This is a genomic window from Streptomyces sp. NPDC101110, from assembly GCF_044759525.1.
Lineage (GTDB): Bacteria > Actinomycetota > Actinomycetes > Streptomycetales > Streptomycetaceae > Streptomyces.
The window spans coordinates 115,237-129,612 of record NZ_JBIVZM010000006.1; the positions used below are offsets into that span (position 1 = coordinate 115,237).

A 14,376-nucleotide genomic window follows, 5' to 3' on the forward strand; every position below is an offset into this window, starting at 1 on the left:
GGAAGGGGGAGGGGCCTGTTCTGTGCCTACCGCACCGGTGTCGCGACCGGTGCAGGCGCGTAGCCGGTGGGCCGGGCCGTGAAGGTGCCACGGCCCTGGGTGCGGCTGCGCAACCGGGTCGCGTAGCCGAACAGTTCGGCCAGCGGCACGGTCGCGGTGACGACGGCCGCACCGGCCCGGGCGGCCGAGCCGGTCACCCGCCCGCGCCGAGCGGCGAGGTCACCGAGCACACCGCCGACCGCCTCCTCGGGCACGGTGACCGTGACCTCGGCGACCGGCTCCAGCAGGAGCATGGCGCAGGCGCGCAGGGCCTCACGGAGTCCGAGCCGGCCGGCCGTGCGGAACGCCGTGTCCGAGGAGTCCTTCACATGGGTCACCCCGTCGGTCAGCGTGACGCGCAGCCCCGTCACCGGGTGCCCGCCCAGCGGCCCCTCGGCGAGGGCGTCCCGGCAGCCGGCCTCGACCGCCCGGACGTACTCCTGCGGAACCCGCCCGCCGGTCACGGTCGAGCGGAAGTCGAACCCTCCCTCCTCGTACGGCTCCACGTCCAGGACGACGTGGGCGAACTGCCCGGCGCCGCCGTCCTGTTTGACGTGCCGGAACACCAGACCGGACACGCCCCGGCCGACCGTCTCACGGTGACTGACCTGCGGGCGGCCGACGTTGACCTCCAGCCCCAGCTCACTCCGGAGCTTCTCCACCGCCACCTCCAGGTGCAGTTCGCCCATGCCGGACAACACCGTCTGCCCGGTCTCCGGGTCGGTCCGCACGACCAGCGAGGGGTCCTCCTCGGTCAGCCGCGCGAGCCCCGACGCCAGCCGGCCGGTGTCACCGGCCCGGCGGGACTCGACCGCGGCCGACACCACCGGCTCGGCCACACCGGGCGGTTCGAGGACGAGCGGCGCGTGCTGCGCGCACAGGGTCGAGCCGGCGCGGGCGTTTTTCAGCCCGACCACCGCGACGATGTCCCCGGCGACCGCCCGGTCCAGCGGGGCGTGCCGGTCGGCCTGGACCCGCAGGATCCGTCCGACCCGCTCGGTGCGCCGCGCACGCGCGTCCCACAGGGTGTCTCCCTTCTCTATCGTGCCCGAGTAGAGGCGCAGATAGGTCAGCCGTCCCGTCGAGGTGGCGTGCACCTTGAACGCGAGGGCGGCCACCGGTGCCATCGGGTCGGCGGACCGTTCCTGCTCCTCTCCCTCGTGCGTGCCGGTGACCGGGGGCACGTCGAGCGGCGACGGCAGATAGGCCACGACGGCGTCCAGCAGCGGTTCGACCCCGCGGTTGCGGTACGCGGAGCCGCACAGCACGACCACGCCGTCTCCGTCCCGGGTCACCTCGCGCAGCGCCGAGGAGAGGGCCGGCCCGCGGAGCGTGCCCGTGTCGCAGAACTCCTCCAGCGCGCCCGGGTGGAGTTCCGCCACGGCCTCCTCCAGTGCCCGGCGGCGCCTCAGGGCCTCGCCCCGCAGCTCCTCGGGCACCGGCACGTCCTCGGCGGTGCCGTCGGCGCTCCACAGCAGGGCGCGCATGCGCACCAGGTCGACGACGCCGTGGAAGGTGTCCTCCGCTCCGATCGGCAACTGCACGACCAGGGGCGCCGGGTGCAGTCGCTCGCGGATCGACGCCACAGCCGTGTCGAGGTCGGCTCCGGCGCGGTCCATCTTGTTGACGAACGCGATCCTCGGCACGCCGTACCGGTCTGCCTGCCGCCACACGGACTCGCTCTGCGGTTCCACCCCGGCCACCGCGTCGAACACGGCCACCGCACCGTCGAGCACCCGCAGGGCACGCTCCACCTCGTCGGCGAAGTCGACGTGCCCGGGGGTGTCGATGAGGTTGATGCGGTGACCGTCCCAGTCGCAGCTGACCGCCGCGGCGAAGATGGTGATGCCGCGTTCGCGTTCCTGCGGGTCGAAGTCGGTGACGGTGGTGCCGTCGTGGACCTCGCCGCGCTTGTGGGTGGTGCCGGTGGCGAACAGGATCCGTTCGGTGACGGTGGTCTTGCCGGCGTCGACATGGGCGAGGATGCCGAGGTTGCGGACGACGGCGAGCGGGTTCAGGTGGGTGCGCACGGCCCTGGGCCTTTCGGTGCGTTCAGGAAAGGGGGCAGCGCGATTCCCGGGCGAGACGGCGGACGGCTTCCGCACCTGACGAGACGTCAGGGACTACCGGTGGGTCAGGCGTTCGTCCCGGGTATCCGGTGCCGCCGCGCAGCGGGCACCGGAGCGACGCAGGACACCAGGATCACCTGGTAGCGCGGCAGGGAGACAGCAACAGCGGTGTGGTCACGCATGGCCATCTCCCTTCGTTCGTCGCCTCGGTGCACCGCCCGGATCAGGGGCGCGGGCGTGGACGTGAGTGTAGGGAGGCCGGTGGGGCCGGTGCCAGGGATTATCGCGGAGGGCCGCCGGTGCCCCATCGCCACGGCCTCCCCATGGTCCTCAGCGGGTTGCCGTCGTTCCCCCGCTCGTCGGCTTCTCGTCGTCGCCCACCAGCTCGTTCCCCAGCGCCACCGCGGCCACGATGAGGCTCAGGGCCGCGACGACCAGACCGCCCAGGGCTATGCGGTCCGTGCTGCTCGCGCGATTCCACCATGAGCCGCGGGGGACTTCCGTGGTGGGCAGCAGGAGGGGGCGGTTCGCCCGGCTCACGATCGACGCCGCGATCAAGGCGAACACGCCCCAGACGACGAGGCCGGCCAGCACCCCCGCCGAGGCGCGCCACTGCTCCGTCCTGAACAGCGAGTCGGGGTCGGCGACATAGGAACCCGACACGAGGCAGACGCCCAGTGAGGCCAGCAGCCACAGGGTCGACCACTTCATGTCGTCGATCATCTTGACCAGGCCGGGGCCCGGCTCCTTGCCGCCGGCCGCTTCCAGGAGGAGCTGGATGCGGGCGCCCTGGCCGTAGGCCCAGGTCGCGTCACGGCCCGAGATCTGCACGACGACGCGCCCCTGTGCGATGTCCAGGGAGACCTTGCGGTCACCCTCCGCGTCACCCGCCACCTGCATCAGGTTGTCCCAGGTGTGGAGATCTCCTGGGGCGTTCGCCTCGTTGAGGGCGTCGATCAGGGCGGACATGTCGTCCGCCGTGTAGCGGGTGTTGTCCCGCTGGGTCGACACCGCCGTGTAGGCAGAGGGGATGCCTTCCGGCGCCAGGCTGAACAGTCGGTCCAGTTCACTGCGTCCGAGACGGCACCCGTGGAAGACGAGACGGACTTCCGTCTGCTGCGTCGCGGGGCTCATACACGGATGATGGCCCATCGCGGCTCACGCCGCCCCGTCATCCGGCAACTGCGCGTCTCCCGTCAAGTCCGCGCCTGCGCCTGTCCGTCAGCCGACGGACAGGCGGGCGGTCTCGTCCTACTCCGGCGGGGTCGGAGTGTCGTGGGTGCGGTACATCGCCTGCACATCGAGCTCCAGTTGAACCGTCGGGCCGACCACGGCGATGCCCCGGGCCAGCATGGAACGCCAGTTGAGGGTGTAGTCCTCGCGGTGCAGTTCCGCCGTCGCCAGGGCCGCACAGCGCAACTCCTGGCCGTAACCGCCGTTCACGGTGCCGAGGTACGTCGTGTCCAGGGACACCGAACGGCTGACGCCGTGCATCGTGAGGGTGCCCTGCAGCGTCCATTTGGCGCCGCCCCGGTAGGCGAACCGGGCGCTCGTGAAGTCGATGTGCGGGAAGCGCTCGACGTCGAGGAAGTCCGCGGACCGCAGGTGGTTGTCGCGGGTGGTGTTGCCGGTGGTGATGCTGGAGGCGTCGATACGGACGTGCACGCGGGAGTCGGCCATGTGCGGGGCCACGTGGATGCCGCCCTCGAAGCGTTCGAAGCGGCCGTGGACATGGGCCATGCCGACGTGCTTGGCGATGAACCGGATCGCCGTGTGCGGCGGGTCGAAGAGCCAGGTTCCGGGCGTCGGCAGCTGCAGCGCCTCGGCGGGCTGCAGCCAGACGCGCTCGGTGGCCGTGGAGGTGCCCGGGCCCGTCTCGATCGTCTCGCGGTGCGGCCGCAGCCCCTCCGCCGAGATGAGCAGGCTGTACCGCCCGGGCGGCAGCGCCGCGAGGAAGTAGCCGTACGGGTCGGTCGTGCCGCGGACGGCGACGCGGTGGGTGTCCAGGGCGGTGACCGTGACGTCCGCGGCCGCCAGCGGCGAGCCCATCGGGTCGACGACCTCGCGGGCCACGGCACCCGCGCCGGCGGGGAGGGGGAGGGCGAGACCCGCCGCATCGGCGGAGGGGCTCTTGAGCCACCGGCGCCGGAGCAGTGCGAGGGCCATGGTGGTCACCTTTCTTCGGGTGTGCGGCCGTACGAGCGGCGATTCAGCGCACGCCGACGGCCGCACCTTGCTGCGGTCACACCCCCTTGTCGATCTTGACGCACCGGGCTCGGGCGCGGGTGTCTCAATACGAGACAGTCAGGACCGTGCCGTGAAGAGGCCCGCGTGCTCGGCGGCCCAGCCGGCGAAGGTCCGCGCCGGGCGGCCCGTGATCTTCTCCACGGTGCCCGAGACCGTACGGCCCTCCTCCGGCGTGTTCCCGTACACCACGAGCAGGAAGCCGATGACGTCCTCCGGCAGGCCCGCCGCCCGCCACTGTGCGACGGCCTCCTCCTCGCTCAGCTCGACCAGGGTGATCTCCCGGCCGGCGGCCGCGGCGATCGTCCTCACCTTGTCGCCGACGGTGAGCACCTCGGGCCCGGTGATCACGTACTCCTGGCCGCCGTGTCCTTCCTCCGTGAGCGCGACCGCGGCGACGGCGCCGATGTCGCCCTCGTGGACCATGGCGCTCAGCCGGTCGACGAACGGCTCCCGCACCTCACCCGTGGCCACGATCCCGTCCGCCCATTGCCGGGCGTTGGCCATGAACTCGACCGGCATGAGCACCGTCCAGGCCACACCGTCGGCGGCGCGCACCGCGTCCTCCAGCGGGGTGGGGCCCCCGCCGTGCAGCACGGTGACGCGGCGGACACCGGCGCCGCGGGCGATCTCCAGGATCCGCGGGCCGGTCTCCAGCGGGCCGGACGCGGCGTCCCCGAATGTGATCAGGTGGAGACCGGTGACGCCTTCCAGGGCGGGGGCCAGGCCCTCGGGTTCGGTCAGGTCACCCTCGACGACCTCGACACCGGGCGGGAAGGAGGCCTTCGCGGCGTCACGTGTCAGGGCACGCACCTCGTGGCCCCGGTCGAGCAGTTCGGCGACGACCTCCCGGCCGACGGTTCCGGTGGCGCCGGTGACAAGGATCCTCTGCGTCTGAGTCATGCCACGACCCTAGGAAGGCTCGCGGTCACCTTCTGTCCGCAGCCCGACGGCGCCTGGCATCGAGGGCGGACCGCCCTCGTACGCCGCGAGCAGTACGCCCCGGATCCCCTCGGACGTCACCTCCCGCGGGTTGGCGTACGGCTCACCCGCGGCCCGGGTCGCCGCCGGGATGACGTCGGCCCGGGCGAGGCCGAGTTCGGCGAGGGAGCGTGGTGCGCCGAGGCGGCCTGCCAGGTCCCACAGCGCGCGGGGCGCGTCCTCGGCGCCGAGAGCGCGGCTCAGGACGGCCAGCGCCTGCGGCGCGGCAGGGGCGTTGTGGGCGAGTGCGTGGGGCAGGACGACGGTGTGGGCCTCGGCGTGGGGCAGCCCGTAGGTGCCGCCGAGGACGTGGCACAGCTTGTGGTGCAGCCCCATCGTGGTCGAGCCGAGGCACGCGCCGCACAGCCACGCCGCGTACAGGGCCCGGCCGCGCGCGTCGAGGTTGGACGGGTCGGCGGCCAGCCGGGGCAGCGCCTCGGCCATCGCCCTGACGCCCTCCTCGGCCATGACCGAGACCAGCGGTGAGACGTCCGGGGCGTACAGCGCCTCGGCGGCGTGCGCGAGTGCGTTGATGCCGCTGGTGACGGTCAGCGGCACAGGCAGGGAGAGGGTGAGCCGCGGGTCGTAGACGACGGCGCGGGGCTGGACGAGCGGGTCGCGGCCGGTGCGTTTCGTGCCGTGCTCGGTGAGGCCCCATACCGGTGTCATCTCGGAGCCCGAGTAGGTGGACGGTACGGCGATCAGCGGCAGTCCGGTGCGCAGCGCGATCGCCTTGCCGAGCCCGATCGCGGAGCCGCCGCCGACCGCGACGCAGCCGTCCGCCCCCGCCGCCCGGGCGGCCGCGACGGCCCGGTCGGCGTCCTCCACGGGCACGTGCATCCGCGCCTCGGCGTGCAGCCCGGCGCAGTTGTCGCCGAGCGCGTCCGCGACCGCCCGCGCCACGGGCTCGCCCCGGCTGCCGGACACCACGAGCAGCCGCCGCAGGCCCAGGCGCGCCGCCTCACCCGGCGTCGCGGTGGCGGCCGCGCCCGGCCGGAAGACGACCCGTACGGGCCGGGTCTCGTACGTGAACTGCTCCTGGAACGTCATGCGGCCGGCTCCAGCACGAGGTCGAAGCGGGCGTGCCTGAAGGGGTTCTCCACACCGAACTCCCGTGCCAGCGCCGGGTCGTCGGTCTGTGTGAAGTCCTCGACGAGGCTCTGCTTCACGGCGAACACCGCGTCGGAGTCGAGGTAGTCCCCGCCGGCCACGAAGATGTGGGTGGTGACGGGTCGATGGCCCTCGGCCGCGGCGATGAAGTGGATGTGCGCGGGGCGGTAGGGGTGGCGTCCGGTCGCGCGCAGCAGTGCGCCCACGGGGCCGTCGGTGGGGATCGGGTACGCGGCCGGGACGCAGGTGCGGAACCAGAAGCGGCCCTCGGCGTCGGTGGTGAACAGCCCGCGTCCGTTGCCCGGGGGCTGGACGCCGGGCTGCTGGACGTCGTAGTAGCCCTTGTCGTCGGCCTGCCACACGTCGACGACGGCGCCGGGCAGCGGGGTGCCGTCCGCGGACCGGACCCGGCCGCTGACCACGCACCTCTCACCGCCGCCCACCAGATCGATGTCGTCCCCGAGTGCGCGGGCCGGTGATTCGGTCATGTGGAACGGGCCCAGCACGGTCGACTCGGTGGCCCCTGCCGGGCGCTCGCCGTGCAAGGTCTCCACCAGCATGGACAGGCCCAGCACGTCCGACAGCAGGATGAACTCCTGCCGGGTGTCGGTGCAGGACCGGCCGGTCGCCGTCAGGAAGGCGATGGCGTGTTCCCACTCATCCTGGGTGAGACGGGTCTCGCGCGCGAAGTCGTGCAGGTGGCGGACGAGGCCGGTCAGCAGTTCGCGCAGCCGCGGGTCCGCGGTCCCGCGCAGGCTGGCGAGGGCTTGCTCGGTGACGCCGGCCCTGGTCGCATCAGTGGTCATGCCGGCTCCTCGTCGTTGACGTCCGCTCGTTCCATCATGGCGCGCGCCGGCCCGGATCAGGCGTGTCCGAGGATCCGCCGCAGCGCGTCCGCGAGCAGTTCCCCGGCGTCCGGGGCGGCGCACGCGTGGCGGAAGGCGACGAAGCCGTCCGGGCGTACGAGGAGGGCGCCGGCGTCGGGGATCTCGCGCAGGCGTGCCCAGTCGCCGTAGGGGTCCTCGTACTCCTGGCCGGGGCCGATGACCACGGTGGCGACCGGGATGTCCTGCGCCGAGGCCGCCCGCACCCAGTTCTCTCCCCCGATGCCGGTCAGCAGGGTGAAGCGGCCCCGGCCGACGGTGTCGAGGGTGGAGAGCGTGCGGGTGCCGCGGGTGATCCAGGCGTGCGGGATCCGGGCACCGGGCCGGCTGGACGGCTGGTGGTGCAGTTCGGGGTCTCGGGTGAAGCCGGGGTCGGGCGTGCCGTCCGGGACGATCGCGGCAGAGCTCTCCGCGGGGTAGCGCTGGTTGAGGTCGACGCCGTGCGCGTTGAACTCGTAGACCTTGAAGGCGATCGCCTCGCGCAGCCTGGTCCGCTGTTCCTCGGCGGTCTCGGTGGCGTCCTTGCGGGCGGCGATGTTGGCCCACAGTTGCTCGGGGGTCTGCGGGGAGAGGCCGTCGAGGGCCTCGAAGACGGGCGCGGTCTCGCGGATGGACCGGTTGGCCCGGGTGACGATCTGCCGCCCGACCGGGGCGCGCTCGGCGGTGTAGGTGTCGAGCAGCCGCGGGTGGGCGGTGCCGTCGAGGACCAGTTTGAGCTTCCAGGCGAGGTTGTAGGCGTCCTGGATCGAGGTGTTGGAGCCGAGGCCGTTGGACGGCGGATGCCGGTGGACGGCGTCGCCGGCGCAGAAGACCCGGCCGTTCGCATAGCTCTGCGCGTGCATCTCGTTGACGGTCCACGCCGAGGACGACTTCACGGTCACGGGGACGTCGTCGTCACCGACGAGCCTGCGGACGACCGACTCGGCGTACTCGGTGGTCAGGTCGGGGGCACCGGCGTTCACGTCGTAGCCCCAGACGATGAGCCACTCGTTCCAGGGGCGCACACAGCGCACCAGGCCCGCGCCGATGCCGCCGACCGTCGCGCCCGGGGCGAGGACCCAGTAGAGGGTGGAGGGGCGGTGGGCGGTGTATGCGCTCAGGTCCGCCTCGAAGACGATGTTGACGCTGCCGGCCACGCCCATCCGGCCTCTCATCGGCAGCCCGGCGTCCGCGGCGACCTTCGACCGTCCGCCGTCGGCGCCGATCAGGTACTTGGCGCGGATCTCGTAGATGTCCCCGCGCAGCCGGTCGCGGACGGTGGCGGTGACGCCGTCGGCGTCCTGGGTGTGGGAGAGGTATTCGTTCTCGAAGCGGAGCCGGGTGCCGCGGGCCACGGCGGCGTTGACGAGGACCGGCTCCATGAGGTGCTGCGGCATGTCGCACATCCGGGTGGGGCCGGCGAGTTCGTGTGCGGCCTGCACGAGCGGGTCGTTGCCCCAGGAGCGCACCCGGCCCAGCTCCTCGCCCGCCAGGCTGGTGCAGAACGTCGTGTTGCCCATGAGGTGCTGCGGGGTCGCCTGCGCGACGACCTCCTGCTCCACGCCGAGGTCGCGCAGCACCTCCATGGTGCGCTGGTTGGTGATGTGCGCGCGGGGTGTGTCGGCGAGGCGCGCATGGCGGGGCACCACGATGTTGGGGACGCCGTAGGTGCTCAGGGCCAGCGCGGCCGAGGCACCGGCCGGGCCGCTGCCCACGATCAGGACGTCGGTCTCGACGACGGTGGCCACGGGGCGCTCCTGCGATGGGGGTTCGGGCGGCGGGATGCGGAACGTGCATGATCATGCGGTGCCCGGGACGGGCGCGGGTGTCTCAATACGAGACACCCGGTGGTCCGCGAAGGGAGGGGAAGAGACGGGCCGTTGGTAGGCGACCGTACCCGCCGCTGGTGGGCGGCCGGACCCGCCGTTGTCCGGCGACGGGACGCGCAGATGTTGAGCGACGGGACCGCAGCTGTTCGGCGACCGGACCCGCGGTTGTTTCTCGTTCAACTGAACCCGCTACGGTGGGACGTGCCGTGACCACCACAGACCCCTCCCCCACAACCACCGCCCGGACCTCGCTGCGCCTCGCCCGCGAGCGGTTCCTGTCGGGGCGTCCGCTGCCGCCGGGGGTGCCGGAGGAGGTCGTCGCGGCGTGGCGGCGGGCGCGCTTCTTCGGCGTGCCGCACGACTTGGCGCAGCCTCCGGCACCCGTCACGCACCTCGGGGAGTCGACGCTGCTCGACGCCGCCCGGCCGGTGCTCGACCGGATCGTTCCCGCGCTGGCCGGGGGCGGGGTGCGGCTCGTCCTGACCGACGAGCGGCTGCGCGTTCTGTGGACCGCGGGCGACGTACCGGGGCTCGGCACCTGCACCGTCCTGTCGGAGCAGGTGGTGGGCAACAACAGCGCGGCCCTCGCCGTGCGCACCCGTGCCCGGGCCGAGGTGCACGGGGCCGAGCACTTCCTCGACCGGTGGCAGGACGTCTGTGCCGTCGGTGTCCCGGTGTTCGGGCCGGAGGGCGGGCAGGTGCTGGGCACTCTGACGGCCGTGACGCGGTTGTGCGCCGCCGGTCCCCCGCATCCGCAGGCGGCCTTCACCGAGGCGACGGTCGCGGCGGTCGAGACGGAGCTGCGGGCACGGGCCGGACGGGCCGAGCGGGTGCTGCTGGACGCCTTCGTACGGGCGACGAGCGGGCCGGACCGGGCCGTGGCCGCGCTCGACGGCCGCAACCGGCTGGTCAGTGAGGCGGCGCAGCGGTTGCTGACGCCCGAGCTGCTCGGGGCGCTCGAGCACGAGGCGGCCGGCGCCCCGGACGCGGACCTCCCGGACACCGGGGATCGCGCGGAGCTGCCGGAGGGAGCCGGGTGCACGGCCCGGGTCACTCCGGTGCGTCTGGACGGCAGGACCATCGGGATCGTGGCCGCGCTGGAGCCGCTCGACGACCCGGCTCCCCCGGCGAGGTCCGCACCCCCGCCCGTCACCCTGACCGGCTCCTCGGTCCCCTGGCGGCACACCGTCGGACAGGCCGTGCGACTCGCCCGCTCCCAGGAGCCGCTGCTGCTCACCGGAGAGCGCGGCACGGGCAAGTCCGCGCTGGCGCGGGAACTCTGCGCGACGGACTCCCCCCGGGTCGTCGACGCGGCCCGGGACCCCGGCCTCGACCAGGTCCTGTCCGCCTGGCGGCCCGGTCGCCCGCTCCTGCTCCGGCACGCCGAGCGCCTCGCGCAACCGGGCGTGGCCGCGCTCAACTCCCTGCTCGACCAGCACCCGGGCATTCCGCTGCTGATCACTTACACGCCCGGTGCCCCGGCAGGTCCCTGCCTGCAGCGTCTGCTGGACAAACTGTCCGCCCGCTCGGTGACCCTGCCACCGCTGCGGGAGCGCGCCGAGGACATACGGGAACTCCTTCCGGCCCTCACCCCCCGCCCGGCGCCCGGGCAGCCGCCGCTGACGTGGACCCTGGACGCCCTGCGCGCGCTGGAGGCGTACCCGTGGCCCGGCAACGTCACCGAGCTGGCCCATGTCGTACGGGCCCTCGCGGAGCAGCGGCGGAGGTCCGGGCCGGTCCGCCGGGCGGAGCTGCCGGACGCCGTCCGGGAGGGGCGGCCGGCCGCGCGCCCGCTCAGCCCGATGGAGCACGCCGAGCGGACCGCCATCCTGGAGGCGCTGCGCCGCCACGGCGGCAACAAGGCACGCGCGGCGACGGCGCTGGGGATCGGCCGGGCGACGCTGTACCGCAAGCTGCGGGAGTACCGGCGCTGATACCGGCGCCGAATCCTGGTGCTGATCCGTGGCGCTGGGTCCCTGATGAGGGTGCTGCACAAACAGTTCGGGCGGGCCGAGATGATCTCGACCCGCCCGAACTGATCTGTGTCCGAGGGGGGACTTGAACCCCCACGCCCGATAAAGGGCACTAGCACCTCAAGCTAGCGCGTCTGCCATTCCGCCACCCGGACCAGGTGTCTGCCGCCTTGCCAGGGGTGTTCCCCGCGGCGACACGGATAACAATACCAAGCTTTCGGAGTGCCCTTCACCTGCGTTTCCCTATGTCGGGCGGGGGTCCGGGACCTCACGCCCCGATACCTCTAGGGTCACACCATGAGTGACTGGATGGTTACGCAGAGCTCGTCGGTGAGGCGTCGGCCACGCGCGCTGTCACCGCTCAGGGAACATCTGCGGGACACGTTCTGGTTCGCCCCCACCGCGGCGATGGTGGGTGTCTTCGTGGTCTGGCTGGGGGCGGAGGCCCTCGACACGGCCCTCGTCGACGCGCTCCGCGAGGACCGGGACTACGAGACGCTCGACGAGCTGCTGCGGTTCGCGGAGGACGCGAAGGCCGTGGTGACCGCGGTCGGCTCGGCGATGATGACCTTCATCGGTGTGGTCTTCAGCATCTCCCTGGTGGCCGTGCAGATGGCCACCGGGCAGTTCACCCCACGCGTGGTGCGGCTCTTCGTCCGGAGCCGGATCACCAAGGCCACCTTCGCCGTCTTCCTGGCGACCTTCGTGCTGACGCTGCTGGTCCTGACGAGCTTCGAGAGTGTGGACGACGCCCGGGCCGTCACGTCGGTGCCTCTGGTGCAGTCCGTCCTCACCCTCTGCATGGTCGCCCTGAGCCTGCTGCTCTTCGTGCTGTACGTGAACGCCACCCTGCGGCTGATGCGGATCAGCCATGTGATCGCGCGGATCGCCTCGGAGTCGTTCCGGGTGGTCGCCTCGATGCCCGTGCCGGTGGCCGGACAGGGCGCTCCCGACCTCGGCACCGAGACCGCATGGGTGCCGCACGAGGGCCGGGCGGGGGTACTGCGGGACGTGCACATCGCGCGGTTGGTGCGGGTGGCGCGCAAGCACGGGGTGGTGCTGCGGCTGATCCCGCGGATCGGGGACTTCGTGGTGCCAGGGATGCCCGTGCTCGCGGTGCACGGCGGCCCGGTCCCGCCACGCAGGGTGCTGCGTTACGCGATCTCGGTGGGCGTGGAGCGGACCTACCACCAGGACCTCGGTTTCGGGCTGCGGCAGTTGTCCGACATCGCGCTGCGCGGGCTGTCCCCCGCGGTCAACGATCCGACGACCGCCGTCCAGGCGCTGGACCGGGTCGTTCAGTTCCTGGCCGCGCTGAGCCGGCGGCCGCTGGACGCCGCCCTGCACCGGGACCGGGACGGTGCGGTGCGGCTGGTGCAGCCCGTGCCCGGCTGGACGGAGTTGGTGGATCTCGGGCTCACCGAGACCCGGGGATGCGCCGTGGGCAACCCGCAGGTCTCCCGGCGCATGCTGGCCGGCCTCGACGACCTGCTCCTGCTCGCTCCGCCGGAGCGCCGCGAGCCGCTGCTGCGCCATCGCGAACTGCTCCGGCAGGCGGTCGGACTCGCCGCGGCGAACGCGCCGGACCGTGACTTCGCCCTGCGTCCGGACCGGCAGGGCATCGGCTGAGCGAAGGTCCCGGTATGCGGCGAGCCGGCGCCGGACACACCCCCTTTCGTCAGGGCAGCAGCTGGTACTCCGGGAAGTTCCCCGGCAGCCGCTCCCCCGCCGGTCCCCGTGTCACCGCACGCACGAGCAGGTCACCGCCGACGAACGCGCCGCGCCAGGACGCCCCGAGTCCACCGAACAACTCGTCGCGGTCCCCCCGGGAGCGGGGCGTGCCGTGGCCGACCTTGAACGCGCGGATGTGCGGGACGAGCCGGTCGTACGCCGCCCGGTCGTCCGTGGACAGGGTGGCGACCAGCGCGCCGTTGGAGGCGTTCATCGCGGTCAGCAGTTCCGCCTCGGTGTCGACCAGGACGATCGTGTCGACCGGGCCGAAGGGCTCCGCGTGGTGCAGCGGAGAGGACGAGGGCGGGTTGAGGAGCGTGACCGGCTGGACGTATGCGGAGGTGTCCTGGCCGGGCAGGAAGCGGGCGTCGTCGGGCATGGCACGGTGCAGCGGTACCGCGCCGCGTGCGATCGCCTCGGCGACCTGGTCCTGCAGCTCCTTCGCCTTGGCCGCGTTGATCACCGGCCCGAAGTCCAGCTCCGGGTACGGGTCGTCGCCGTGCTCCACGGCGAGCGGGTGCCCGACCCTGAGCGTGCGCACCGCGGGGAGGTACGCGGCCAGGAACGCGTCGAACAGCCGCCGTTGGACGACGAAGCGCGGGTACGCCGTACAGCGCTGTTTGCCGTAGTCGAAGAGCTTGGGGATCACCGCGGTGAAGGCGTCCCAGTCCGAGTAGTTCCAGATGCCCCAGGTGTTGAGTCCTTCCTGCTCGAGCACGTGTCGTTTGCCCAGGTCGGCGATGGCCGTGGCGACGGCGGCGCCGGTGTCGCGGCCACCGACGAAGGAGACGCAGCCGATCTCGGGCGCCCGTACCAGGGCCTGGGACAGCTCGTGTCCGCTGCCGCTGACGAGGGTCACGGGAATTCCCTCGCGGGCGGCGAGTGCGCAGGCCAGGGTCAGACAGGCGACACCGCCGTCGGTCGGGGTCTTGGCGATGACCGCGTTGCCCGCCAGTGCCTGGACCAGCAATGCGTGAACGAGCACGCTCATCGGGTAGTTCCAGCTGGCGATGTTGGATACCGGCCCGTCCAGTGGGGAACGGCCGGCGAGCATCGGTTCAACGCCGTCGACGTACCAGCGGACCCCGTCGATGGCCCGGTCGACGTCCGCCTGGGCGAGCCGCCAGGGCTTGCCGATCTCCCAGACGAGCAGGAGCGCGAGCAGCGTGCGGTGTTCGGCGAGGGCGTCGAGGGTGGCCGCGACCCGTGCCCGGCGTTCCGCCAGGGGGAGGTGCCGCCAGGCGCGGTGCTGGTCGAGTGCGGCGCACACGGCCCTGTGGGCGGTGGTTCCGTCCAGGCGGGGCGGTCCGGCGATCGGACGGCCGTCGACCGGACTGACGGCGGGCAGGACCCGTCCGTCCTCCTGCCAGACGCCGTTCCAGAGGTTGCGGACCCGGTCGTCGAGGAAGGCCTCGGGCGCTACGGCGAGGCAGCGCCGCCAGGCGCCGGTCCAGGACGTGCCGGCTTTGAGGGTGAGGGTGGGTGCCATGGGGTTGCTCCGCTCTCGGTGCACAGTCGGGGGCGGGGAGGGGTGCGT

At 72.9% G+C, this 14,376-nt stretch carries 10 protein-coding genes and 1 tRNA gene; 2 read left to right on the forward strand and 9 right to left on the reverse strand.

Going from position 1 to position 14,376, the window contains the following annotated elements; genetic code table 11:
- Positions 1-26: 26 nt before the first annotated feature.
- The 7 genes from fusA to ACIQU3_RS15820 form a co-directional block, all read right to left on the reverse strand.
- On the reverse strand, positions 27-2,069 hold the full coding sequence (gene fusA / locus ACIQU3_RS15790; RefSeq protein ID WP_403925463.1) for an elongation factor G: 2,043 nt from the start codon (positions 2,067-2,069) through the stop codon (positions 27-29).
- Between the two features lie 369 nt (positions 2,070-2,438).
- Positions 2,439-3,242 carry a hypothetical protein gene (locus tag ACIQU3_RS15795; RefSeq protein ID WP_403733968.1) on the reverse strand — a complete coding sequence of 268 codons (804 nt, stop codon included), beginning with the start codon at positions 3,240-3,242 and terminating at the stop codon, positions 2,439-2,441.
- A gap of 117 nt (positions 3,243-3,359) precedes the next feature.
- A complete protein-coding gene (locus ACIQU3_RS15800; RefSeq protein ID WP_403733965.1) occupies positions 3,360-4,274 on the reverse strand; it encodes a YceI family protein in 915 nt (304 codons plus the stop codon).
- A gap of 138 nt (positions 4,275-4,412) precedes the next feature.
- Positions 4,413-5,255 carry an NAD(P)H-binding protein gene (locus ACIQU3_RS15805; RefSeq protein WP_403733960.1) on the reverse strand — a complete coding sequence of 281 codons (843 nt, stop codon included), beginning with the start codon at positions 5,253-5,255 and terminating at the stop codon, positions 4,413-4,415.
- Between the two features lie 9 nt (positions 5,256-5,264).
- Entirely contained in the window at positions 5,265-6,383 is a 1,119-nt protein-coding gene (locus ACIQU3_RS15810) for a maleylacetate reductase (protein WP_403733956.1), read from the reverse strand.
- Positions 6,380-7,249 carry an intradiol ring-cleavage dioxygenase gene (locus tag ACIQU3_RS15815; RefSeq protein ID WP_403733953.1) on the reverse strand — a complete coding sequence of 290 codons (870 nt, stop codon included), beginning with the start codon at positions 7,247-7,249 and terminating at the stop codon, positions 6,380-6,382. The genes ACIQU3_RS15810 and ACIQU3_RS15815 overlap by 4 nt, the downstream gene beginning before the upstream one ends.
- A gap of 56 nt (positions 7,250-7,305) precedes the next feature.
- Positions 7,306-9,054 (reverse strand): FAD-dependent oxidoreductase, encoded by a 1,749-nt coding sequence (locus ACIQU3_RS15820; RefSeq protein ID WP_403925466.1) that lies wholly within the window; start codon positions 9,052-9,054, stop codon positions 7,306-7,308.
- Between the two features lie 287 nt (positions 9,055-9,341).
- Between ACIQU3_RS15820 and ACIQU3_RS15825 the strand changes: the two genes are divergently transcribed.
- A complete protein-coding gene (locus ACIQU3_RS15825) occupies positions 9,342-11,069 on the forward strand; it encodes a sigma-54-dependent Fis family transcriptional regulator (protein WP_403925469.1) in 1,728 nt (575 codons plus the stop codon).
- A 109-nt stretch (positions 11,070-11,178) separates the two neighbouring features.
- Here the strand turns inward: ACIQU3_RS15825 and ACIQU3_RS15830 are convergent.
- Positions 11,179-11,263, reverse strand: a tRNA-Leu gene (locus tag ACIQU3_RS15830).
- A gap of 142 nt (positions 11,264-11,405) precedes the next feature.
- On the opposite strand from ACIQU3_RS15830, the gene ACIQU3_RS15835 reads away from it, so the two are divergent.
- On the forward strand, positions 11,406-12,737 hold the full coding sequence (locus ACIQU3_RS15835) for a DUF2254 domain-containing protein (protein ID WP_403925472.1): 1,332 nt from the start codon (positions 11,406-11,408) through the stop codon (positions 12,735-12,737).
- A 49-nt stretch (positions 12,738-12,786) separates the two neighbouring features.
- On the opposite strand, the gene ACIQU3_RS15840 is transcribed toward ACIQU3_RS15835, so the two are convergent.
- Positions 12,787-14,328 (reverse strand): aldehyde dehydrogenase family protein, encoded by a 1,542-nt coding sequence (locus ACIQU3_RS15840; protein ID WP_403925475.1) that lies wholly within the window; start codon positions 14,326-14,328, stop codon positions 12,787-12,789.
- Between the last annotated feature and the right edge of the window lie 48 nt (positions 14,329-14,376).